The organism is Solibacillus palustris, assembly GCF_022549215.1.
Taxonomy (GTDB): Bacteria; Bacillota; Bacilli; order Bacillales_A; family Planococcaceae; genus Solibacillus; species Solibacillus daqui.
The window spans coordinates 268,391-289,439 of the sequence record NZ_JAKZFC010000005.1 but is presented as its reverse complement, the minus strand read 5'-3'; the positions used below and the strand labels follow the sequence as shown (position 1 = coordinate 289,439).

23 protein-coding genes are annotated in these 21,049 nt (G+C 36.8%); 9 read left to right on the top strand and 14 right to left on the bottom strand.

Features of this window, described 5'->3' with window-relative positions; translation table 11 throughout:
- Window positions 1–242: 242 nt before the first annotated feature.
- Window positions 243–1,133, bottom strand: a complete 891-nt coding sequence (locus tag LZ480_RS14325; protein WP_241370226.1) for a DMT family transporter — start codon at window positions 1,131–1,133, stop codon at window positions 243–245.
- A gap of 141 nt (window positions 1,134–1,274) precedes the next feature.
- On the opposite strand from LZ480_RS14325, the gene LZ480_RS14320 reads away from it, so the two are divergent.
- Together LZ480_RS14320 and LZ480_RS14315 are read left to right on the top strand one after the other, a co-directional pair.
- The gene (locus tag LZ480_RS14320) at window positions 1,275–1,994 is read left to right on the top strand and encodes an MgtC/SapB family protein (protein WP_241370210.1); all 720 of its coding nucleotides are present in this window, start codon (window positions 1,275–1,277) and stop codon (window positions 1,992–1,994) included.
- A 16-nt stretch (window positions 1,995–2,010) separates the two neighbouring features.
- Window positions 2,011–2,994, top strand: a complete 984-nt coding sequence (locus LZ480_RS14315) for a cation diffusion facilitator family transporter (protein WP_241370209.1) — start codon at window positions 2,011–2,013, stop codon at window positions 2,992–2,994.
- Window positions 2,995–3,048: 54 nt separating this feature from the next.
- Here LZ480_RS14315 and LZ480_RS14310 read toward each other — a convergent pair whose 3' ends face one another.
- The 3 genes from LZ480_RS14310 to yugI form a co-directional block, all read right to left on the bottom strand.
- On the bottom strand, window positions 3,049–4,212 hold the full coding sequence (locus tag LZ480_RS14310; protein ID WP_241370208.1) for an iron-containing alcohol dehydrogenase: 1,164 nt from the start codon (window positions 4,210–4,212) through the stop codon (window positions 3,049–3,051).
- Between the two features lie 169 nt (window positions 4,213–4,381).
- Entirely contained in the window at window positions 4,382–5,626 is a 1,245-nt protein-coding gene (locus LZ480_RS14305; RefSeq protein WP_241370207.1) for a Glu/Leu/Phe/Val family dehydrogenase, read from the bottom strand.
- Window positions 5,627–6,029: 403 nt separating this feature from the next.
- The gene (gene yugI, locus LZ480_RS14300) at window positions 6,030–6,404 is read right to left on the bottom strand and encodes a S1 domain-containing post-transcriptional regulator GSP13 (protein ID WP_241370206.1); all 375 of its coding nucleotides are present in this window, start codon (window positions 6,402–6,404) and stop codon (window positions 6,030–6,032) included.
- Between the two features lie 238 nt (window positions 6,405–6,642).
- Between yugI and LZ480_RS19930 the strand changes: the two genes are divergently transcribed.
- From LZ480_RS19930 to LZ480_RS14290, 3 genes are all read left to right on the top strand, one after another.
- Window positions 6,643–6,777: a hypothetical protein gene (locus LZ480_RS19930; RefSeq protein WP_255731452.1), complete on the top strand. Its 135-nt coding sequence runs from the start codon at window positions 6,643–6,645 to the stop codon at window positions 6,775–6,777.
- Between the two features lie 96 nt (window positions 6,778–6,873).
- Window positions 6,874–7,050 (top strand): hypothetical protein, encoded by a 177-nt coding sequence (locus LZ480_RS14295; RefSeq protein WP_241370205.1) that lies wholly within the window; start codon window positions 6,874–6,876, stop codon window positions 7,048–7,050.
- Between the two features lie 139 nt (window positions 7,051–7,189).
- Window positions 7,190–7,396, top strand: a complete 207-nt coding sequence (locus LZ480_RS14290; protein WP_241370204.1) for a helix-turn-helix domain-containing protein — start codon at window positions 7,190–7,192, stop codon at window positions 7,394–7,396.
- A 39-nt stretch (window positions 7,397–7,435) separates the two neighbouring features.
- Here the strand turns inward: LZ480_RS14290 and LZ480_RS14285 are convergent, their stop codons facing one another.
- Window positions 7,436–7,696 carry a DUF1871 family protein gene (locus LZ480_RS14285; RefSeq protein WP_241370203.1) on the bottom strand — a complete coding sequence of 87 codons (261 nt, stop codon included), beginning with the start codon at window positions 7,694–7,696 and terminating at the stop codon, window positions 7,436–7,438.
- Between the two features lie 82 nt (window positions 7,697–7,778).
- Between LZ480_RS14285 and LZ480_RS14280 the strand changes: the two genes are divergently transcribed.
- On the top strand, window positions 7,779–8,945 hold the full coding sequence (locus LZ480_RS14280) for a MalY/PatB family protein (protein WP_241370202.1): 1,167 nt from the start codon (window positions 7,779–7,781) through the stop codon (window positions 8,943–8,945).
- Between the two features lie 298 nt (window positions 8,946–9,243).
- On the opposite strand, the gene LZ480_RS14275 is transcribed toward LZ480_RS14280, so the two are convergent.
- Both LZ480_RS14275 and LZ480_RS14270 read right to left on the bottom strand, forming a co-directional pair.
- The gene (locus LZ480_RS14275; protein WP_241370201.1) at window positions 9,244–9,474 is read right to left on the bottom strand and encodes a hypothetical protein; all 231 of its coding nucleotides are present in this window, start codon (window positions 9,472–9,474) and stop codon (window positions 9,244–9,246) included.
- A gap of 23 nt (window positions 9,475–9,497) precedes the next feature.
- A complete protein-coding gene (locus LZ480_RS14270; protein ID WP_241370200.1) occupies window positions 9,498–10,085 on the bottom strand; it encodes a peptidylprolyl isomerase in 588 nt (195 codons plus the stop codon).
- 229 nt (window positions 10,086–10,314) lie between these two features.
- Between LZ480_RS14270 and LZ480_RS14265 the strand changes: the two genes are divergently transcribed.
- Together LZ480_RS14265 and LZ480_RS14260 are read left to right on the top strand one after the other, a co-directional pair.
- Window positions 10,315–11,532, top strand: a complete 1,218-nt coding sequence (locus LZ480_RS14265) for an MFS transporter (RefSeq protein ID WP_305037327.1) — start codon at window positions 10,315–10,317, stop codon at window positions 11,530–11,532.
- A 280-nt stretch (window positions 11,533–11,812) separates the two neighbouring features.
- Window positions 11,813–13,666 carry a transglycosylase domain-containing protein gene (locus LZ480_RS14260; RefSeq protein ID WP_241370199.1) on the top strand — a complete coding sequence of 618 codons (1,854 nt, stop codon included), beginning with the start codon at window positions 11,813–11,815 and terminating at the stop codon, window positions 13,664–13,666.
- Between the two features lie 76 nt (window positions 13,667–13,742).
- On the opposite strand, the gene LZ480_RS14255 is transcribed toward LZ480_RS14260, so the two are convergent.
- The 4 genes from LZ480_RS14255 to LZ480_RS14240 all read right to left on the bottom strand — a co-directional run bounded on the left by LZ480_RS14255 (window position 13,743) and on the right by LZ480_RS14240 (window position 17,233).
- Window positions 13,743–14,303 (bottom strand): YufK family protein, encoded by a 561-nt coding sequence (locus LZ480_RS14255; RefSeq protein ID WP_241370198.1) that lies wholly within the window; start codon window positions 14,301–14,303, stop codon window positions 13,743–13,745.
- 94 nt (window positions 14,304–14,397) lie between these two features.
- Complete coding sequence (locus LZ480_RS14250) at window positions 14,398–14,595, bottom strand: uroporphyrin-III methyltransferase (RefSeq protein WP_241370197.1); 198 nt, start codon at window positions 14,593–14,595, stop codon at window positions 14,398–14,400.
- A 406-nt stretch (window positions 14,596–15,001) separates the two neighbouring features.
- A complete protein-coding gene (locus LZ480_RS14245) occupies window positions 15,002–15,424 on the bottom strand; it encodes a VOC family protein (RefSeq protein ID WP_241370224.1) in 423 nt (140 codons plus the stop codon).
- Between the two features lie 306 nt (window positions 15,425–15,730).
- Window positions 15,731–17,233 (bottom strand): leucyl aminopeptidase, encoded by a 1,503-nt coding sequence (locus tag LZ480_RS14240; protein WP_241370196.1) that lies wholly within the window; start codon window positions 17,231–17,233, stop codon window positions 15,731–15,733.
- 289 nt (window positions 17,234–17,522) lie between these two features.
- On the opposite strand from LZ480_RS14240, the gene LZ480_RS14235 reads away from it, so the two are divergent.
- Complete coding sequence (locus tag LZ480_RS14235) at window positions 17,523–17,999, top strand: divergent PAP2 family protein (RefSeq protein ID WP_241370195.1); 477 nt, start codon at window positions 17,523–17,525, stop codon at window positions 17,997–17,999.
- 418 nt (window positions 18,000–18,417) lie between these two features.
- Here LZ480_RS14235 and LZ480_RS14230 read toward each other — a convergent pair whose 3' ends face one another.
- The 3 genes from LZ480_RS14230 to LZ480_RS14220 all read right to left on the bottom strand — a co-directional run bounded on the left by LZ480_RS14230 (window position 18,418) and on the right by LZ480_RS14220 (window position 20,665).
- Complete coding sequence (locus LZ480_RS14230) at window positions 18,418–18,744, bottom strand: YuiB family protein (protein WP_241370194.1); 327 nt, start codon at window positions 18,742–18,744, stop codon at window positions 18,418–18,420.
- A 141-nt stretch (window positions 18,745–18,885) separates the two neighbouring features.
- Entirely contained in the window at window positions 18,886–19,386 is a 501-nt protein-coding gene (locus LZ480_RS14225) for an NUDIX domain-containing protein (RefSeq protein WP_241370193.1), read from the bottom strand.
- Between the two features lie 73 nt (window positions 19,387–19,459).
- On the bottom strand, window positions 19,460–20,665 hold the full coding sequence (locus tag LZ480_RS14220) for an EAL-associated domain-containing protein (protein ID WP_241370192.1): 1,206 nt from the start codon (window positions 20,663–20,665) through the stop codon (window positions 19,460–19,462).
- Window positions 20,666–21,049: the final 384 nt, after the last annotated feature.

The following is a 21,049-nucleotide window of genomic DNA, read 5'->3' as shown; positions in this document are numbered from 1 at the left end:
ATATTCATTAACGTTGCTTGTTCAGTTTTCAAGGTTCATATTGTTAAAAGGTAACTCCTCTATGTTATCATACATTAATTATTACGTAAATAACATTCCCCTTTTAAACTTTCGCTTTGTTAGCGACTTTATTACTGTACATCACTGTACCCCCAAAGTCAATAACTATTTCAAAATATTTTTTCTGAAGTTGTTATCCTTTTGAGGACAATTAATAATATAACTCAAAAGGATAACTTAAATCAAGCTTTTTTTAAGAAAAACTTTTTTATATCTACAACAAACAGCATAATCCCTGCTATTACAATTAATCCTCCAATAATTTGCGTGCCCGTTAAATACTCTTGGAAAATAAAAATAGCTAAGATTGCCGCGCCAACTGGTTCGAATAATATCGCGATTGAAATAACATTTGTACTAACCCATTTCAATGACCAATTAAACAAATTATGTCCTAATAAGTTTGGAATAATCGCTAGTAAAATAAACCAAAACCATTCTATCGCCGGATAAGGACCAAATGATTGTTCTCTTACAATAATATAAAAGAATAATGTAATCGTACTAATACAATAAACAACAATTGTATACGTTACTAACGATAATCGCTGACGAACATCTTGTCCAAAAAGTAAATAACCCGTAACAAGTGCACATGCAATCAAAGCTAAAATGTCTCCATATAATGCCGAACCACTTACTTGAAAATCTCCCCAGCTAATGAGGACGCTTCCCAAAACCGCAATTATCCCCGCAACAACTGTTTTCAACGTAATCTTTTCTTTAAAAAATAAATACGTGCCAATAAAGGCAAATAGCGGTTGCATCGTTACTAGTACTGTTGAACTGGCAACGGACGTATAGTTCAAAGATTCGAACCACAATATAAAGTGGAAAGCCAAAAATATACCGGCAATTGACGAAAATAACCAATCTCTCTTTGATAGCTCTTTCAATTCATGGCGATAGTACATTAAAAACCAAGGCATCATTATTAGCACTGAAAATAACATGCGATAAAATGCGATAACCCCTGATTCAGCATTTGCCAGTTTTACGAAAATCGCGGAAAGAGAAACAGAAATTACACCAATAAAGATTGGAATATATGGATGAATAGGTGGTTTATCCAGTTCATTCCCCTACTTTCTATTAAATTATATTTTCCATAAGCACTTATTTTACTCCTTTCATTTGTAGAAAACTATAAAAAATAGAGGATTTTTCACTTGTGAGTTCGAATCTCGATATATACATAAAAGGAGATGGACTTCATGGGATGGTTAACAGGAGATCAATTTATACTAGATGTATTGTTAAAATTATTAATTGCGGCAACCCTTAGTTTGATTATCGGGATAGAAAGAGAATTAAAAAAGAAGCCAGTTGGGTTAAAAACGAGCATGGTTATCGCGACATTTAGTTGCTTATTAACGATTATTTCAATCGAAACAGCGTATTCAACACCCGCGCGTCCAGATATTAATATCACGATGGACCCTTTACGTTTAGCAGCACAAATTGTTAGTGGTATCGGATTTTTAGGTGCTGGTGTTATTTTGAGAAAAGGAAATGATAGTATTACAGGTCTTACTACTGCCGCGATGATTTGGGGTGCGGCTGCGATCGGTATAGCTGTCGGAGCTGGTTTTTACATTCAGGCTTTTATTACCGTTGTCATCGTAGTAATCGGAATAGAAGTAATAGCACCACTTCTAATGAGATTTGGTCCTAAACGATTACGTATGCGCGAAGTAAAACTTGTTGTTATTATCGATCAAGCCGAGCATATTCAAGATTTAATTGACTATATGAAAATGCACGGAATGTTTATCGAAAATATTTGCATTCGCGATATACTTGCAACTGAAAAGCCTCTACATGAAATTGATATGCGTTTTTCAACAGTAGAAGCAAATAATACACTCGCAATTTATAATAGGCTTCGCAAATTACCGTTTATAAAAAACATCCATATAGAATACTTAGATTAACGGAGGCGGATTGGCCATGGGAGAACTTTTTAGCTTATTAAAAGGTGGGAATCGACCTTCCTTATTAGCTGCATTTGTAAACACTTTTTTAGGTGTCATTAAGGGCGTGGCATTTTTCTTAACTGGAAATGTTGCGATGTTTGCAGAAATGATGCATTCATTCGGTGATGCAGCGAATCAGTTTTTCGTATTTATTGGTTCGGCTTTATCAAAAAAGGCACCGACACAGCGATTTCCAAACGGTTACGGACGAATTGTTAACCTAGTTTGTCTAGGGGCTGTATTAATCGTTGCGATTCTTTCATACGAAACAATTAAAGAAGGATGGCATCACTTCCTACATCCAGCAACTGAATCATCAGGTATTTGGATTGCACTAGGGGTACTTGCTATTGGTACAATTTTAGAATTTACCGTTTTGCATAAGGCAGCAAAAGAAGTATTGCATGAGGTTGGCGTTGAAACAAAAGGTGTTGCAATCATACAATCAATAAAATATTTGAACCGTGCAAAACCTGCCACAAAACTTGTTTGGATGGAAGATTCAGTTGCAACATCAGGTAATATACTCGCATTTTTTGCAATTATTATTGCTTATTTCACAGAGTTCTATCGTATTGAAGGTTTAGTGTCAATGATTATCGGTCTGATGATGTTTTACGTGGTTGGTCGTGTGTTTTTAGACAACGCAAGAGGCGCAATCGGAGAAACAGATGAGGAAATGCTTGTACACATTGGAAACTTGGTAATGGAAGATCCAAATATTAAAGATATCGCTCGCTTAGAAGTAATTAAAGAGGGTGAGTTTTTACATGTTGAGCTTATAGCCGAAACAGATCCGAAGTTATCGCTCGCCTATTTGGATGACGTACGAGATCATTTAACGGATTTACTATTAAATCAAAAAGGCGTAACAAAAGTGACAATGGCCTTTGACGAAGACGACGGTGAGCGCAGATGGCAACACACAGCAATGAAACAGAATAACAAAAAGGTATGATGTAAATTTGAGGGGAGTACTGTCCAAAAGCAAACACTTTTGGACAGTCTTTTTTTATAGAGACATTTCTAAAATTTTTCGTACGTCCTCTGCTTGAAGCTTATTAAAATTACCAAATGGACCATTGACCATGCAGTGCTCAACAATTTCATTAAAGTATGTTGCATCAATTTTATAATCCGCTAAGCGATTTGGTGCACCAATTGAAGTCCAAAATGCCGATAATGCGTCGATTCCTTCTAATGCCATTTCTTCATCTGTTTTATCCTTAACGTCAATACCGAATACATTCACCGCAATTTTTGCAAAGCGTGCTGGATTGACTTGTACATTATGCTTCATCCAGTGTGGGAAAAGTATTGCTAAACCTCCTGCATGTGCAATGTCATAGTATGCCGAAACCGCATGCTCGATATTATGCGTTGCCCAGTCTCCGCGCGAACCTAATGATAAAAATCCGTTTAAGCCGAGCGTACCCGCAAGCATTAACGTTTCGCGGTAGTCATAGTTAGTAGGATCTTTTAAAGCTTTTGGTGCAACTTCGATTAATGTCCGTAAAATCCCTTCGCTCATCTCATCCGTTATTGGCGTGTTTGATGCGTTGTTGAAGTATTGCTCGAAAATATGTGACATCGTATCAACAACACCGTTTATCGTTTGATCTTTAGGGACAGAAAATGTATAAGCAGGGTCTAAAATCGAAAATTTAGGGAAGCATGCCGGACTGCCCCAACTGAATTTTTCCTTCGTTTCTAAATTTGTAATCACAGATCCTGAGTTCATTTCAGATGCAGTTGCCGCTAGTGTTAATACAGTTGCAAGTGGTAATGCTTCTGTAGGCAAAACCTTTTTCAAAACGATATCCCAAGCATCTTCCTCTACCTTAGCCCCTGCTACGATAAGCTTTGAACAGTCGATTACAGAACCACCACCAACAGCTAATACAATATCAATATTATTTTCTTTACAAATGGCTATCCCTTTACGTGCCGTTTCAACACGCGGATTTGGTTCAACACCAGCCAACTCAAATACATTCATATTCAAGTCACTTAAAATCTTCATGATATCATCATACACACCGTTCGCTTTAATGCTTCCTCCACCATATACGATTAAAATATTTTGTCCATACTGCGGTAGCCCTTTACGTAAATATTCAACACTGCCCCTACCAAAATGAATTTTTACTGGATTATAAAATGAAAATTTGTTCATGAAAATCCTCCTGTCGTTTATCCCGCATTTAGAAAGCAAAGTGGACGATCCACTATCCCTAAAAGCCCGATTAGTGAAAACTAATGCTCGGTGGGATGAGGCCTCCCGAGCAAAGTTTCAATTTATAAAAAGCCCCACCTCTACGAAAGAAGTGAGACTAAATTATTTCCTATACCCAACCACGGAAGCGTGATGCTTCTGCTGTGCGGCGTACACCTACCATGTAAGCTGCTAAGCGCATGTTGATGTTACGGTTTTGAGCCGTTGTGTAAACATTGTCAAAAGCCGTTATCATTTTTGCATATAATTTTTCACGTACTTCTTCTTCCGTCCAGTAGTAGCCCATGTTATTTTGTACCCACTCGAAGTAAGATACCGTAACACCACCTGCTGATGCTAAAACGTCTGGTACTAAAAGAATGCCACGCTCTGTTAAAATTTTTGTTGCTTCTGACGTTGTCGGACCGTTTGCCGCTTCAACAACGATGTTTGCTTTAATGTTATGTGCATTTTCTGCCGTAATTTGGTTTTCAATTGCAGCAGGAACTAAAATATCACAGTCTAATTCTAATAGCTCTTTATTAGAAATCGTATTTTCAAATAATGTTGTCACCGTTCCGAATGAATCGCGACGATCTAATAGATAGTCAATATCTAAACCATTCGGATCATGCAGTGCACCATGTGCATCTGAAATACCAATTATTTTTGCACCTAAATCGCTCATAAATTTCGCTAAGAAGCTACCCGCGTTACCGAAGCCTTGAATAACAACACGTGCACCTTTAATTTCAATACCACGCTTTTTTGCAGCTTCTTCAATTACAATAGTAACACCTTCTGCAGTTGCACGATCGCGACCTTGTGAACCACCAAGTACAATTGGCTTACCAGTAATAAAACCTGGTGAGTTAAACTCGTCCATGCGGCTATATTCATCCATCATCCACGCCATAATTTGTGCATTTGTAAATACGTCTGGTGCTGGAATGTCTTTTGTTGGCCCTACTACTTGGCTAATTGCACGTACATAACCACGGCTTAAACGCTCAACTTCGCCCATGGACATTTCACGTGGGTCACAAATTATCCCACCTTTACCACCACCATAAGGAAGGTCAACAATACCGCACTTTAATGTCATCCACATAGAAAGCGCTTTCACTTCCTCTTCACTAACCATCGGATGGAAGCGTACCCCACCTTTTGTTGGACCTACTGCATCATTGTGCTGCGCGCGGTAACCAGTAAAAACTTTTGTTGTACCGTCGTCCATTTTTACTGGAATGCGTACTGTTAACATACGAAGTGGTTCTTTTAATAATTCGTACATTCCTTCATCATAACCTAGTTTATTTAATGCCTCATGAATTACTTCTTGAGTTGATGTAAACAAGTTTAAATTTTCAGCCATTGTTATTCGCCTCTTTAAAATTTAATGTAATAGTGTCTTTCCGCCAACATTGTAACATACTTCAATATAACTTTGTTAAATAATTTGTCACACTTCGAATAATTTTCTGAATTCAGTCGTGATTTAATGAAAAAAATACTTTTTCGATATAAAAATATACAATATTGCTAGTTTTTATTACAAAAAAGAAAATCGAAGTGGTTGGTACATATCTCGTTTTTTTTGAAAAATGTGAAAAATAATATTAATATTTCACCTAATCAAATTGAAGCTCCCTCGTAAGTCAAAAAAGTGTTAGTCCGATTGTATTTTGTTCTATCATTTTCTTTTTTGTCCCTGCCTCTTGCTCTACTATGCAAAAAAGATGTCCAAGAATTACTTCTCGGACACCTTCTTATTGTCATTACTGACCTGATTGCTCAATCCAATCTTTTAATTTGTCTTTTAAAATTCTAAAGCCGTCCGCATCGACTTCATCCACACGATCTTGTAATGAACGTCTTGGATGCGACTCTTTTTTTCGATAATAGGGTACTTCTTGTAACTCACGAATCGATAAACTAATTTTCTTTTGTTCTTCGTCTACTTCAAGCACCTTAACTTCAATGTCTTCCCCTACCGATAGAAAGTCATTTACATCTTTTACAAATCCGTAAGTAATTTCTGATATATGGACAAGACCTTGTGTCTGTTCATCTAAAGCAACAAAAGCTCCGTATGGTTGAATTCCTGTTACTTTACCGATTAGTACGTCACCTACTTCAATTTTTTTTACCATACTTTGTTCCTACCTTCTTTTTTCATCAATACGTATATGTCATGTTAAATTATAACATATGATACTATGCGTAACAAAGAATCGACTTAATATAGTATTTTCTGTATATAGAGTACAAAATTAACGTCTTAAAACAAAAAGATCGATCTATTTTCCTTTTAAAATTATTGCATTTCACAAAATATTTTGCTTTAAATGTATAGTTATTATAGGTTTACCTTTATTAATAGCCGAATTTATGATTGGGCGTCGAGGTCAAAAGGATCCAAGTGCGATTGCTATGCTTGAAGTTGTTGTATCAATTGGAATTCGCGAAAAAACACAATCTCGCAAAAAAACAACTTGGTTTTTGCAGCAGTCATTTTCATCGTAGGGATTCCTAGAGCCTTATCATTTGGACTTCTATTAGATATTAATTTTAAACCGTTCGATTTTCGGCTTCGTAGATTATGTTACAAGCGCTATTCTAATGCCGATTGGTGCATTATTAACGTCGATTTTCGCGGGATATCATTGTTCGAAGAAAATTTCGCGTGAGGAAATGCAAACTTTACCGGTTGTCTATAATATTTGGTACTTTATTGTTTGTTATTTAGCACCGTTATGCATCATTGCTATTTTCGTAAATAAAGTGTTCTTTAGTTAAGTATTAAAAGGTTTATCCAAAAATTATTTATCGGATAATCCTTTATTAATTTTCATTTTTTCACATAATATTGGATTTCATAAATCTTCCTGCATATTATATTTAAAATAATCGAAATTTCAGGAAGGATGTGAACCACATGAAGGTTTCACTTCATGAACAATTAAAACTTTTACGTATAGAGAAAAAATTATCAATTGAAGAGCTTTCAATGAAAACGCAGCTAGGTATCGAAAAATTAACTGCATACGAAACAGGTGAACAAATCCCTTCAAAGCAATCATTATTCGTGTTATCTACAATACTAGATGTACCCGTTTCGAATTTAGTCGACGGTTTAAAATAAAAAAACGAGCAGCCCATTGGTTTGGGTTGCTCGTTTTTGTTAGATAATACATTTTGCTATAAATTTTTCTGCGATAAGTTTATATGAAATCGCGACACAGTCTTCAAATGGGATCCATTGTTCGTAAGAGTATTCATAAACAGTTTGAATCACTTTTGCTAGTTCAGATGGGTCGTCAATTCCTTGCAAGGCAGCTACAACATCAGCAGTTTCAGTTTCATAGCTTTCTGAGCCTAAATTAAACGGATCCCAGTCCAGCAATAGTTGTACACACTTCTGGTTCATTTCTGTATTTTCCATTTTATTCACCTAACTACTCTCTTTCTATTAGTTAGTATGATAACATAGGTTCGAACATATCAAAAAGAAAAGAGGATTATTAATGTCATTTTTTAATGAAATTCATGAACGCCGAAATTCTAGCTCCATTAAATGGGATAAAATGTGCGAGGTTTATAACTTAGAGAATACATCAGAGCTTCTACCAATGTGGATTGCTGACATGGATTTTCCCGCACCAACAGTAGTAAGTGAAGCCATAACTGAACGTTTAAAACATCCCATTTTTGGTTATACGTTCGAAAACTGTAAGGTTAAAGATGCCACGGTGCAATGGTATCAAACACGTCACAACTGGACAATCGATCCAGATACAATCCTATTCCAATCAGGAGTTGTACCTGCAATTGCCACTATTGTTGAGACATTTACGAAAAAAGGTGACAAAATCGGAATGGCGACACCAGCCTATCCTCCATTTTTCAATATTCCAAATGCACAACAACGAGAAATCATTACATGTGAGCTAACTGAGCAAGATGGTCAATATTTTTTAAACTTTGAAAAACTCGAACAAATCTTCCAATCTGATATCAAGATGTACATTTTATGTAATCCGCACAATCCAATCGGTATTGTATGGAGTCGTGAACAATTAGAGGAGCTTGTTGCACTTTGCATTAAATATGATGTGTATTTATTAGCAGACGAAATTCACGCAGATATTTTAATTAAGAAAAGTTATACACCGACACTAACTGTTAAAAATGCAGATAATGCAAAAATTATTGCATGTATCGCGCCGACAAAAACATTTAACATCGCGGGTATTCATGCAGCGATGATGATTGCATCAAACAAAGAATTATTTGATGCATTAAAATCACATACAGAAGCACATGGACAAATGGGCTTAAATGTTTTTGCATGTACAACAGTTGAGGCCGTTTATACAAAAGGAGCACCTTGGTTAGATGAGCTACTTCCCTATATAAAAAATAATATGGACTATGTTGTTACTGAACTTAATGCAATTCCAGGTATTTGTGTTTCAATTCCTGATGCAACATACTTAATGTGGATTGATTACCGTGGAACTGGTCTTGAAGAAAATGAAATAATGCATCGCCTTATACATAAAGGCTTAGTTGCTCTTGACCCAGGAACAAAATATGGTAAAGCAGGACAAGGTTTTTTACGTATGAATGTCGCATGCCCATTTGATTTAGTGAAGCAAGGTGTGGAAGGTATTAAAAAAGCATTACAATAGGAACAAAAGCGCTAAAGCGCCCTTCCAGCCCCGAGTGGGCAAAACGCCACGTCCATGTGGCATGCCTCCAATGACTCACATCGTGTGGGCCGCAAGTTTTGGAGGGCCCGACGAAAAAGTAAACGCTCCACCACTTTTGCATGAGGGTTCTAATGGTGCGAGGGGCTGGCGCTTTAACCTAGACGGGAGTTGACTTTTTGTAAAAGTTATCCTCAATGCGATAGTTTATAGTTTCCTTAACAAGAACAAAAGCGCCCCAATTTAGCTTCGGGACGCTTTTTGTATATTGCTTTTGCAGTTATTTTCTTGCATTTTCTTTCGCCATGCGCTCATCACGCTCTTGTAACGCGCGCATTTCTAGATGTTGTGCCTTTTCAGCTTGACGAGCAGAAATTCGACGGAATAAATAAAATGTTGCAAAAACAATAATGATTAAAATCAAAAATTCAATAGCAGCTGGTAAATAAAGCGATTTATCTTTAGGGAAATATAAGAAGCCACCAGAGAAATTGATTAAAAATTGATTCACCCGCGAAACACATCCTTTAAAAATTAGTCAATTACAGTGATTGACTCAATTTTAACATCTTCTTTTGGTTTATCGTGCATATTTCGGTCAACGTTCGTAATTTTGTCAACAACTTCCATACCTTCAACTACTTGACCGAATACAGTGTGCTTACCGTCTAACCATGGTGTACCACCGTTTTTCTTATAAAATTCTACTTCTTCTTTAGACCAGCCACGAACTTCCATTTGCTTTAACATCGAAACTTCAACTTGAGGAGCTTGTACAATAAAGAATTGAGAACCGTTTGTGCCAGGACCAGCGTTTGCCATAGATAGTGCACCACGGATGTTTAATAACTCTGGAACACACTCGTCTTCGAAAGTACCACCCCAAATTGATTCGCCGCCCATACCTGTACCAGTTGGGTCGCCACCTTGAATCATGAATTTAGGAATAACACGGTGGAAAATAATGCCGTTATAATAACCCGATTTTGCATGACCTAAAAAGTTTTCAACTGTTTTTGGTGCTTGCTCTGGGAATAATTTAATTTTGATTGAACCCATAGTTGTGTTCATTTCTACCATTACTTCACCAGGATTTAATTCTTTTGATAATTGTGGAAGCATATTTGTCTCTCCTTTAAATAAATTATGAATGCTTGGGTATAGATAAATAGAAATGTTTACATGAAAAATCAATGACAGTATATCCATTTATATTCTCCCATTGCTACCAAGTTTCAGTTTACCACAAGTTATGCAATTTCTGCTATTAACTTGCGAAGCACTTTCTTCGGAACCCGAAATAAGTTATACTGAAATTTAATTAATAAATTTACGGAAGAATGTGATTTATTTGCAAAATATGAAACATAACTTCATCATCATTTTAATTGCCAATTTTATCGTAGCAGCTTCAGCTACAATGATTATGCCCTTTTTATCACTATATATTGATACGTTAGGTGATTTTTCAGATAGCTACGTACAAACTTGGGCTGGTTTAATTTTTGCAGCGACCTTTATTAGCGCACTGTTAATGTCACCCATTTGGGGAAGAATTGCCGATAAATATGGTTACAAGCCAATTATGATAATTAACTGCTTCGGCATTGCTGCGAGTATTTTCTTAATGGGTTACGTACAAAACGTTGAACAATTTTTCTTACTGAGGCTCGCAATGGGGATCGTAACAGGCTTTATTCCTACTTCTATGGCGTTTATTAGTAAACACACACGGAAAGAAGTCGCTGGTAAAACTCTTGGAACACTACAGATGGGAAGTGTTGGTGGGACATTATTTGGTCCTGTCATTGGTGGAATAATGGCCGATTCATTTGGTTTTAAATATACATTTATTATTACTGCAATCTCAATTACGATTGCTGCAATCATTATTATCATTGGTATTCATGAACCTACGATTATTCGTAAAATGAAAAATTCCATCTACTCACGCAAAAATGTCATTTGGGCGATTTTTCATCACCGCCTCATTTTAAATGTCATGCTCGTTACAACACTTATTCAAATCGGGAACTTTAGTATTCAGCCTTTGCTTTCGCTTTATGTCTCTGAACTTTCTCGCACACAGGAAGTTGCGATGCTTGCAGGCGTTACATTTAGTGCTGCAGGGCTTGGGAATATATTATTTGCACGCTTTTGGGGAAAACTGAGTGACCATCATGGCTACGAAAAAGTATTATCTTTTTTACTTATCCTTGCAGTTGTTTTCATTATTCCACAGGCATTCGTTACAGAGCTTTGGCAGCTTATTTTATTACGCTTCATGTTTGGTATTGTGTCTGGTGGGCTAATTCCAATTACAACCGCGCTCATTCGTCGTGAAGCACCTATTGAAGTGCAGGGTGAGATTATGGGCTATAACCAAAGTTTCCGTTTCCTTGGCAATATTTTAGGACCAGTACTTGGTGGGATTGTTGCAAGCTTTGGTGGTATTCATTCAGTATTTTACACAACGGGCTTATTATTTTTAAGTGCTTTTACAGTAATGTATTTCTTACGTAAACTTCCAAAACAATATATGAATGAACTTTTAAAAAACCACGCTTAAATGTATGTCCCTTTTATGGTACTCTTTTGTAGATACATATAACTGGCTTCAGCAATTCTTTTTGTACCGAAAGCGAAACGACAGGTACAGAAGTTCCCTTCTTCTATAAGTGGGAGATGATTGCTAAATATGCAATTCTATTCAGTGGGGGTTCAAACCCCGGCTGAATCAAGTTAATGCCTCGGCGGATGTCACAGATTTTTTAGGGGAGTTTTTCGAGCGAGCTCGAAAAAAATCTGGACGCAATTACGCCGAGGCGTAATTGATTAGGGGGTAATTTATGAAACAAGTTTTTGGCTACATGCTTATCTTATGTAGCATCCCTTTACTACTTTTACTCGGAAGCGAAGTATGGAAAGAACTCGCAAAAGCACAACAGCACGAACAACTTATCGAAAAATCGATGGAGCTTCCTGAAAATACTGTTTCGACATTACCAATCACATTGTACGATGCGAACAATGAAATTTTTAGTGAAGAATATACAGAATGGTCACAGCCTCTAAAGCTTGATGATATTCCTGAAGTGGTGAAGGATATTTTTATTTTTAGTGAAGATGAAAGTTTTTATGATCATATCGGCTTTGATGTCAGCGCGATTGCACGTGCATTTATTGCCAATAGCAATGAGCAGTCGATTCAGCAAGGTGGGTCGACCATTACGCAACAGCTCGTCCGTATGCGGTATTTATCAGTCGACAAAACATATGAACGTAAACTAATGGAGCTATTTTACTCGTATGAGCTTGAAAAAGTTTATTCAAAAGAAGAAATTTTAGAAATGTACTTAAATGAAATGTACTTTAGCAATCAGGTATATGGTATCGGTGCAGCGGCAACCTATTATTTTGATCGCCCGCTCGAAAAACTAACGATAGCGGAAATGGCGTTTATTGCCGCGATTCCGAATAACCCATCCTTGTATGATCCATTACGAAACTTTGACAATACGAAAGCCCGTCAAGAACGCTTACTTGATAAATTAACTGAACATCAAATATTAACCTTACAAGAAGCAGCTATGCATAAGCAACAGCCAATTGAACTCGCTGTTAAAACAAAGATTCAACAGTATCCAAGTTATAGCACTTATGTTTTACAAGAGTTGAAATGGCTCATCGGCGAGCAAACAGGTTATAATGAACAAATTGCTTCTACGACAGACAAAATGGAAAAAGAATTTTTACAGCTAGAGCTACAAAAGAAAATTGATACCCTATTACAGCAAGGTATCCATATCTATACTGCGCTCCAGCCAGATAAGCAGAAGCAAGATGAGGCAGCAATTAACGATATTTTATCTCACTCAGAATTACAAGCGAGTGCGACAGTTATCAATAATGAAACACGTGAAATCGTCAGCATTTTCGGTGGCAAGAATTATCAAAAGTATGATTTACATCGGGCATTTCAATCCCCTCGTCAACCAGGTTCTGCCTTTAAACCAATTAGCGTGTTTGCCCCGTATTTCGAAACAACAACCGCTACAAAAAATTCCATTGTTAGTGGCGCACAATATTGTGTAGGTAATTTCTGTCCTGAAAACTACAGAGGGATTTGGTATGGCAACGTAACGATTGAGAAGGCATTCCAAGACAGTATTAATACAGCTGCATTAAGGCTTTACAATACAATTGGTGTGGATACCGCCTTCTCATATATCGATCGTTTCCAATTCCGCTCGATTATCGATAAGGATCGTACATATGCGTCAGCTTTAGGAGGGTTAACTTACGGTGTTACCTCACTTGAATTAGCCGATGCGTATTCTAGCTTTATTGACGGCTTTTATGCACCCGCACGTAGTATTCGTAAAGTAACAAATTTACAAGGGGAAACAATCTATAGTTGGCCACGTGAACGTGAGAAAATTTGGTCGGCAAGCACTGTCAATACGATGCGGGATTTATTGCATAAAGTAGTCACAAACGGTACAGGAAAAGGATTATATAGCTCTTCAGGCTATCTCGGTGCAAAAACAGGTACTACCAATCAGTTTAAAGATTATTGGGTTGCAGGCTTAACAAATGATTATACGACAGCCGTATGGATCGGTTATGATACACCACGCTCGATGGAAGCAATTGAAAAGCAAAAGATTCATTTCTCAATTTTCAATGCCATAACCAATTAGAACATTTTATATTTTCCTACCCACATAAAAAAGCTTGTTTGTCTTGAATTAACTTAAGACAAACAAGCTTTTTACATTATACAAACGGCAAACTCGCTATTACACCATTATACAATTTCACAATCGCGTAAACGATTAACGCTAATAATAAACACCACGATAACACTTCAAAGAATATAAGCCCAATTACACCAACAACCGACATGTATTGGCTCATTTTATAGACGTAATAAATGAAATAACAGAACGTAGTCGTTAAAAATACAGCAATTAATAGTATCCAAGATTGAATTCCAATAACTGATGCAAACGCACCGAAAAAGAAAATCACATAGCCACCGCGTGCTGCATGAATAGTTTGACCTTCTTTATCCTTCGAAAAAAATAACATGCCAAGTTCATGAATTGTTTCACCAATCAACTTTAATGCCGAAAAAACCATGAAAAATAATAATGCAAATACAATTAATAGCACAAAACGCAACTCTAAATCCGATAAAAACTCACGCATCCCATTGTATACACCGATAGATTGAAAAAACTGAAGCGATTCAGATACTCCAAAAATACCAAATGTAAAACTAAATAAAATGATTGTAAATAGTGGTAAGTAACCATATAAATATGGATTTTTCATAAATTAATTCCCTCAAAGCTCGTAATATTTCTTTACTTATCATAGCTAACAATGGTGGGGTGAGCAAGAATGTTCTTATGTTATACGTATGGCCTTACCAATTACGGTGTCTGCGATATGGTGGATAAGGTTGGTACGGTTGATATGGATATGGATACGGCGGATAGTAATAGTATGGTTGCGGATAACGGTTAAATGAACCCCCTAAAAAACTCCCTAAAAATCCTCCTAGAAATGGTGCGCCGAATGGAAAAAAGCCGCCAAAGCCACCATATGGATAACGATTCACCAATTGTAAAGCCTCCTCCCCTTTTTCCTAGCATATTCTACCGCATTTCTTGCTATTAGTTACTCGCCTATAATTCTCGAATTGTAGGCTATTGTTTTGTATAAGCTAATCTTAAAAAGGTAAATTTACAGCATTAATAAATTGTCTATACATGCACGTTTTTTATTTAGACAGCATATCTGCAGTGATTTTGTGCAAAATCAGGAAGGTCTTTTTATAGCTATGTTTATATACCGTTTCATAAAAACACGCATAACAATGTTCATAAAAAAGGCTACAAACACTAATTTAACAGCGTTTATTGCTTTCCCTTGTATTCCCTACCTTTGATTTGGAAATATTATTTAGGTTCGTTTTGTATGCTTTATAAATATATGAGTACTTTGATAAGTGCTCTAAAGGTTTTAGTCTATTTTACTCGTTGGAACATAGGATGATTTTTTTCAAATTGGATTAAATCCCATAAGTTTCCGTACAAATCTTTAAATACCGCAACAATACCATATGATTGTTCTTTTGGTTCTCTAACGAATTCAATTCCCTTACCTATCATTTCATTATAATCTCGCCAAAAGTCATCTGTCCCAAGGAATAGAAAAACTCTTCCTCCTGCTTGATTACCAATAATAGATGTTTGTTCGGGTTTTGAAGCCCTTGCAAGTAATATTGTAGTACCAGATGAGCCAGGTGGGGATACTACTACCCATCGTTTATCTTGTTCTGGTTGATATATATCTTCAATTAACGTAAAATGTAGTTTTTTTGTGTAAAACTCAATAGCTTCATCATAATCTTGAACAACTAAAGCAATATGTACAACAGATTGTATCATTTTATTAATCCTTCTTTCATCTTCGATATGCAAAAATTCTTACTCCGTATTTATTGTAATCTTTATCTTCTCAAAACTCTTTTTGTTTACCTCACCCATCGCTCGCTAACCTTACATAAAAAACATGATTCAATACTATGGCTTGTTTATGAAACGAGAAAAATCCTGCGTATCAACTCAGGATTTTTCATCAAACTTTTTTTATAAACTTCATGACTTTGTTTAAAAACTACAATAAGACGTCCGCATTAAGGCTTTGAAAGCGTCGATGGGAGATCATATGCCCGTAAAAGGGGCTTGTTATTGTTATTCGTTATCGCGTAACTCTACTAACGTAGCAAGTGTACGAACCATAACGCCCGTACCACCTTTAGGACCTAATACATGTGGTGCATCAGCATCTGATGTCCCCGCGATATCTAAGTGAATCCATGGTGTATTTTCTGCGAATTCACCAACGAAGCCTCCACCGAAAATCATATGACCATCGCGCCCTGGTGAGTTATTTAAGTCGGCTACATCCGATTTACGAATACGTTTTTTGTCGCTTTCAGTTAAAGGTAAGCGCCATACGAATTCCCCTGCTTCAATGGCAGCACCCATAAACTCTTCGAAAAATTCTTCATCATTTGTTAGTGCGCCTGTTTTATCTTTACCTAGCGCGACAATTACCCCACCTGTTAATGTAGCGACATCGATTAAATAATCCGCGCCTTGTTGTTTTGCATAAGTTGTAGCATCGGCTAATACTAATCGACCTTCAGCATCTGTATTTAATACTTCTACTGTTTTACCATTGTACATTGTAATGACATCATCTGGTTTAAACGCTTCACCTGAAACCATATTGTCCGTAGAACCAATTACTGCGACAACGTTTTGTTTTGGACGTGTTTCACCGATAATACGCATTGCTCCTAGTACAGCAGCAGCGCCTCCCATGTCACCCTTCATACCAACCATACCTTCACGCGGTTTTAATGAGTATCCACCTGTATCATACGTTACACCTTTACCAACAAAGCCAATTACATCTTCCCATTTTTGTTTCCCTTGGTATTTGATCGTAATTAAGCGTGGCTCTTCAACCGAACCTTTATTAACCGCTAAAATTCCGCCCATACCAAGCTCTTCAATTTGTGCTTTATTTAACACTTCGATTTCTAAATCATATTGGTTGGCTAGCTCTGTTGCGTAATTTGCTAAATCCGTTGCAGTTAGTAAGTTTGGTGGTAAGTTAATTAGTGTTCGTGCTTCATTTACCGCATCGGCATAAATTTTACCAACTTCAAAGTTTGCGACCACATCGTCCATCGCCGCTTCTGTTACGAATTGGATTTGGTCGAAGTATACGTCTACTTCGTTTGAAGATGTTTTATAGTTTTGTACAGAATAAAAGCCTAAATTTAGACCTTCACCTGCTAAATAAGCAACTTCTGCTTCTTCTAGCGTATCAGTTGTAAATGATTCTACCCAAAGTGTTACATTACCAATTTTCGCTGCTTTTAACTCTTTCCCAACTGCAGCAAAGACTTCACGTAATTCATTTGCTGTTAGGTTTTTGCGCTCGCCTAAACCAACGAAGTATACACGCTTTAATGAAGCCGGTGAACCTGCATAAGGTAGCTTCGTAATTTTTTTTGCATCGGTAATAATTTCACCGGCACGTAACCAAGCATCTACTGTTTCACCGTAAAATTCGATAAATGCTGGCCAATTTTTCATTTGCTCGCGGTGTTTTTGTACTCCGACAATTAATGTTTCAGAAGTAAGAGTATCAAATGTTTGTGCTGTAGTTTCTATATTCATAACAAAACGCCTCCTAATGTATAGCTCCATTATATACAAAAAAGTTAATTCGGGGAACGAAACAAATTAAGTTTTCGGATTTTTAGTGGGGAGGAAAGTATATATTTTTCAGTGTAATCCGCATAATAAAAACACAATACTCGCTATTTTCACTCGAGTTATCTTTTTCAAAGGAAAACTGAATCTATATTTTTCACCGATTTAATGTTCTGACAAAAATATTCGTATGTAAAAAAATGTTACCTTTAATGCTATAATATTAGCAATTACAAGAAAGTGGGTGGGAATAATGGAGCTGTTACAAAATACGCCACTATGGCTAGGTGTCTGCGCGATTCTTTTTGCACAAATATTAAAAATTCCCATTAACTTTATTATGACAAAGAAAATAGATTGGAACTTACTTACTTCTACAGGGGGGATGCCAAGTTCACATTCTGCAGCTGTAACAAGCATCGCATCGGCCATAGGAATTGAAACAGGCTTTGGCTCCCCTACATTTGCGGTAGCGGCGATGCTTGCTGGTATTGTTATGTACGATGCCAGTCACGTACGCTTTCAAGCAGGTCAACATGCTGCTGTTCTAAATGAATTGCGCCACGACTTACAATTATTCTTCAAAGAGATCAAACGTTGGCCAGAAATGAATGAACAAGAAAAAATACAAGACTTAAAAACATTATTAGGCCACAAAAAAAGCGAGGTATTTATCGGTGGACTTTCGGGAATAGTACTGTCATTTACATGGTATGCGCTTATGATGTAAAGAACAAAAGCGCTAATGCGCCTGTTCAGCCCCGAGTAGGCAAAACGCCACGTCCATGTGGCATGCCTCCAATGACTCACATCGTGTGAGCCTCAGACATTGGAGGACCCGACGCAAAAGTAAACGTTCCACCACTTTTGCAGGAGGGATCGAAATGGCCGAGGGGCTGGCGCTTTAGCCTAGACGGAAGATAAATCTTCGTAAAAGTAATCCACAATTCGATAATTTATTATTTCCTTAACAGACAAAAAACACGCCTACACAATAATTGTAAGCGTGTTTTTTCCATCTAAAATCAATTAAGCCTTGGCTTAATTGCGTCTGGATTCGGCTTTGCGCTCGCGGAAAGCCGAATCCATGACATCCGCCGGAAGCTTTTACTTCTTACAGCGGGTGTTTGAACATCTGCTGTATGAGGTTAAAACATTCGATAGCCAGCTTTTCGAAGCGCGATCATGACAAAGCCCGCTACAATCGCACCACCAAAACCACCAGTTAAAATTAATATATCTACTAAATGCAACGCTTGAGCTTTATCGACTAAAGCTGGAAAAGCTGTTCCCGGCTTGAAAATATAATCTAAAAAGCTCACCTCATCAATAATAAATACAACAACAATCGGATAAAGTACGGCCATTAACCACGTCATGCGTAATAGCATGTTTAATAAAAATCCAATTCCGAAAAACATGACAAAAAATAACACAACCGAAATAATTAATTGTACTAACGAAACGTCATTCATGTTATGTATACCCCCAATAATCTCTCATAATTTTACATGATTGGGGTTATGCTTTCAATTGTACATCCAAAATAATGAAATTAAGAACCAAATTGTCAAAATTCATTCATATTGTACGTGATTTTTATCATTTTATAAGGGTTATTTCTTGAAATATAAATGATATTCATTATAGCCAAAATCATCGCCTGGATTAATGTCCTCTATAATGGGGTGCATATGGCGCGCAACATGCTCCTGTGCCATTTCTTTTAACATCACTGACGATAATTCATGCATGACAATATCTCTCGGTGACATCCAGCAGGCTTCTTGAATTTCTCGGTCTTGCAATATAAACGGTGCCAACTCATCGACCAGTCGACAATAAAAAATCGCCATATTATCACTAATATCATTTAATATCACACCTGAACGAAAACCAACTAAACCAACGACTTTACACATAACACCTGTTTCTTCTAATACTTCACGCATCGCTGCTTTCGTTACCGTTTCAGCTTCTTGAACAAAACCCGCTGGTAATGACCAAACCCCCTTAAGTCCCCCATAGGTCTTTTTTACAAGCAGCCACTCACCGTTTGCATTTTCAACAATGGATGCTACCCCTAGCCAAACTTTCCCTCGATCCTTTTTTACCATTATTAATCCCCCGTATATGAAAAAACATGCAAAGGTGACCTTCACATGTCTTTTTCCATTAATTTTTGCTACATCAATTTACAATATTATGCTCATATAAATAATCATAAGCAATATCAATAAATAAAAATTCTCCATTTGCTAATGCCATTGAATAGGTGCGCGTTAATTCACCTGTTTCAATATCACTATAAACAGACGACAAATCACCTTTATGGTCCTTCGCCAATTTAATAATATTTAACAGAAAATACGGTCGCCAACTCCAATTTTTCCCTTGAGCTGCTTCTTGAATTTCCCACTTGCCTTCCTTCCTGCGAATATTCGGGCTAGTCTGGAATCCATTATTATCACAAATATAAATTCGGAATGCGCAGTTTTGGAGGGCATTCGCTAACTGCATCAGCTTATTCTGTTGCGAGCCTGATGGGTTCACTTGCTCAACAATTGTACAAATCTTTTTTTCTAAACGCTTCATTTCCTCATATTTATGAAGGAGTTGTTTTTTTTCCGTTGCAATAAACTGCTCACATTCGCTACGGAAACGCTCTTTTAGCGAATCACGTGAGTTAAATTGTTTGTCTGGTAATTGTAAATAAGGGCCTTTAAAAAAACGTGCCCCATTTTTCCACCCGTGCTGTAATTGGTACACTGTTTCGATATGTTCGATGAGTAACAATGTGCCCATTTTCACCGCAAGTGCGCGGATTGTCGCAAATGCATGGTTTTGTGAGCCCCATAAATTATAATTCAGCTGCCCGACATTAATTTTTAGGACAGCCGGTTCTACCATGAGTAAGTTTTCTAACTGTGTTTGTGAGCCGACATCTGAAAGTGCAATTTTCACACCATACGTTTTGATATAACGAATTAAATGGTGTAACTGATCAATTTCACCTGTATATTTATGCTCAGCCATAACAAGCGTAATTTGAGGTAAATTTTGCTCATCTATAAGCTCCTTCAACATCGTAAAATAGCTTTCACCGTAATCTAACACTAATAAATTCGGATTACATGGAATATAAAGCCCGACATCTGAAATCAAGTGTGCAACGGATTGTAGTGACTTACGTACAAATAACTGTTCAATTTCGGCACGTATATCTGCTGGCACGTCTTGTTCGTATGTAATTTGCTCAATATTAATTATGCCACTTTCACTATCTACTTGCCCGATAACCTCATACGCAACGACGCGATGACCATCAGCACTATATATTGGTTCATATAAGATTTCAATTTGATCAAGCTTATCTAACATTTCTAAAACACTCAATGTAAAAGCCTCCTTCACTCGTAAGGTGTACCACTATCATAATTCAAAAATTTAGATAATACAAAGAGATACGTTAAATTATAGTAATATACTAGGGAAAGTTTGAAATATTCGTACAAAAAAGCGGTTAGCAATTTTTTTTGTAATGCTAAGGCTTTCATTTATTTATGATCGAATGTAAATCACAGAGTGGATTGTATATGTCACTGATTCAATTGAACCCTAACCAACTTAATGAAGTGCTAACGCAATCTCATCATTACTTGCATTATAAGTTTACATACCTCTATCTTGCTTTTCAAAGACTCGATAATAGGGGAATTTTAATTTTCATTACTAAATCGAATATTTGTCAGAAAGATATTGTACAGTAGTCAGGAGATA

What these genes read in the sequence shown, in the direction of transcription:
- LZ480_RS14230 (WP_241370194.1), bottom strand. Translation starts at nt 18,744, where the DNA reads ATGAATGACGTTTCGTTAGTACAATTAATTATTTCGGTTGTGTTATTT.
- LZ480_RS14285 (WP_241370203.1), bottom strand. Translation starts at nt 7,696, where the DNA reads ATGGAAAATACAGAAATGAACCAGAAGTGTGTACAACTATTGCTGGAC.
- LZ480_RS14225 (WP_241370193.1), bottom strand. Translation starts at nt 19,386, where the DNA reads ATGGTAAAAAAGGATCGAGGGAAAGTTTGGCTAGGGGTAGCATCCATT.
- LZ480_RS14310 (WP_241370208.1), bottom strand. Translation starts at nt 4,212, where the DNA reads ATGAACAAATTTTCATTTTATAATCCAGTAAAAATTCATTTTGGTAGG.
- LZ480_RS19930 (WP_255731452.1), top strand. Translation starts at nt 6,643, where the DNA reads ATGATTGGGCGTCGAGGTCAAAAGGATCCAAGTGCGATTGCTATGCTT.
- LZ480_RS14305 (WP_241370207.1), bottom strand. Translation starts at nt 5,626, where the DNA reads ATGGCTGAAAATTTAAACTTGTTTACATCAACTCAAGAAGTAATTCAT.
- LZ480_RS14245 (WP_241370224.1), bottom strand. Translation starts at nt 15,424, where the DNA reads ATGATACAATCTGTTGTACATATTGCTTTAGTTGTTCAAGATTATGAT.
- LZ480_RS14235 (WP_241370195.1), top strand. Translation starts at nt 17,523, where the DNA reads ATGGAGCTGTTACAAAATACGCCACTATGGCTAGGTGTCTGCGCGATT.
- yugI (WP_241370206.1), bottom strand. Translation starts at nt 6,404, where the DNA reads ATGGTAAAAAAAATTGAAGTAGGTGACGTACTAATCGGTAAAGTAACA.
- LZ480_RS14290 (WP_241370204.1), top strand. Translation starts at nt 7,190, where the DNA reads ATGAAGGTTTCACTTCATGAACAATTAAAACTTTTACGTATAGAGAAA.
- LZ480_RS14260 (WP_241370199.1), top strand. Translation starts at nt 11,813, where the DNA reads ATGAAACAAGTTTTTGGCTACATGCTTATCTTATGTAGCATCCCTTTA.
- LZ480_RS14315 (WP_241370209.1), top strand. Translation starts at nt 2,011, where the DNA reads ATGGGAGAACTTTTTAGCTTATTAAAAGGTGGGAATCGACCTTCCTTA.
- LZ480_RS14240 (WP_241370196.1), bottom strand. Translation starts at nt 17,233, where the DNA reads ATGAATATAGAAACTACAGCACAAACATTTGATACTCTTACTTCTGAA.
- LZ480_RS14270 (WP_241370200.1), bottom strand. Translation starts at nt 10,085, where the DNA reads ATGCTTCCACAATTATCAAAAGAATTAAATCCTGGTGAAGTAATGGTA.
- LZ480_RS14295 (WP_241370205.1), top strand. Translation starts at nt 6,874, where the DNA reads ATGCCGATTGGTGCATTATTAACGTCGATTTTCGCGGGATATCATTGT.
- LZ480_RS14255 (WP_241370198.1), bottom strand. Translation starts at nt 14,303, where the DNA reads ATGAAAAATCCATATTTATATGGTTACTTACCACTATTTACAATCATT.
- LZ480_RS14320 (WP_241370210.1), top strand. Translation starts at nt 1,275, where the DNA reads ATGGGATGGTTAACAGGAGATCAATTTATACTAGATGTATTGTTAAAA.
- LZ480_RS14280 (WP_241370202.1), top strand. Translation starts at nt 7,779, where the DNA reads ATGTCATTTTTTAATGAAATTCATGAACGCCGAAATTCTAGCTCCATT.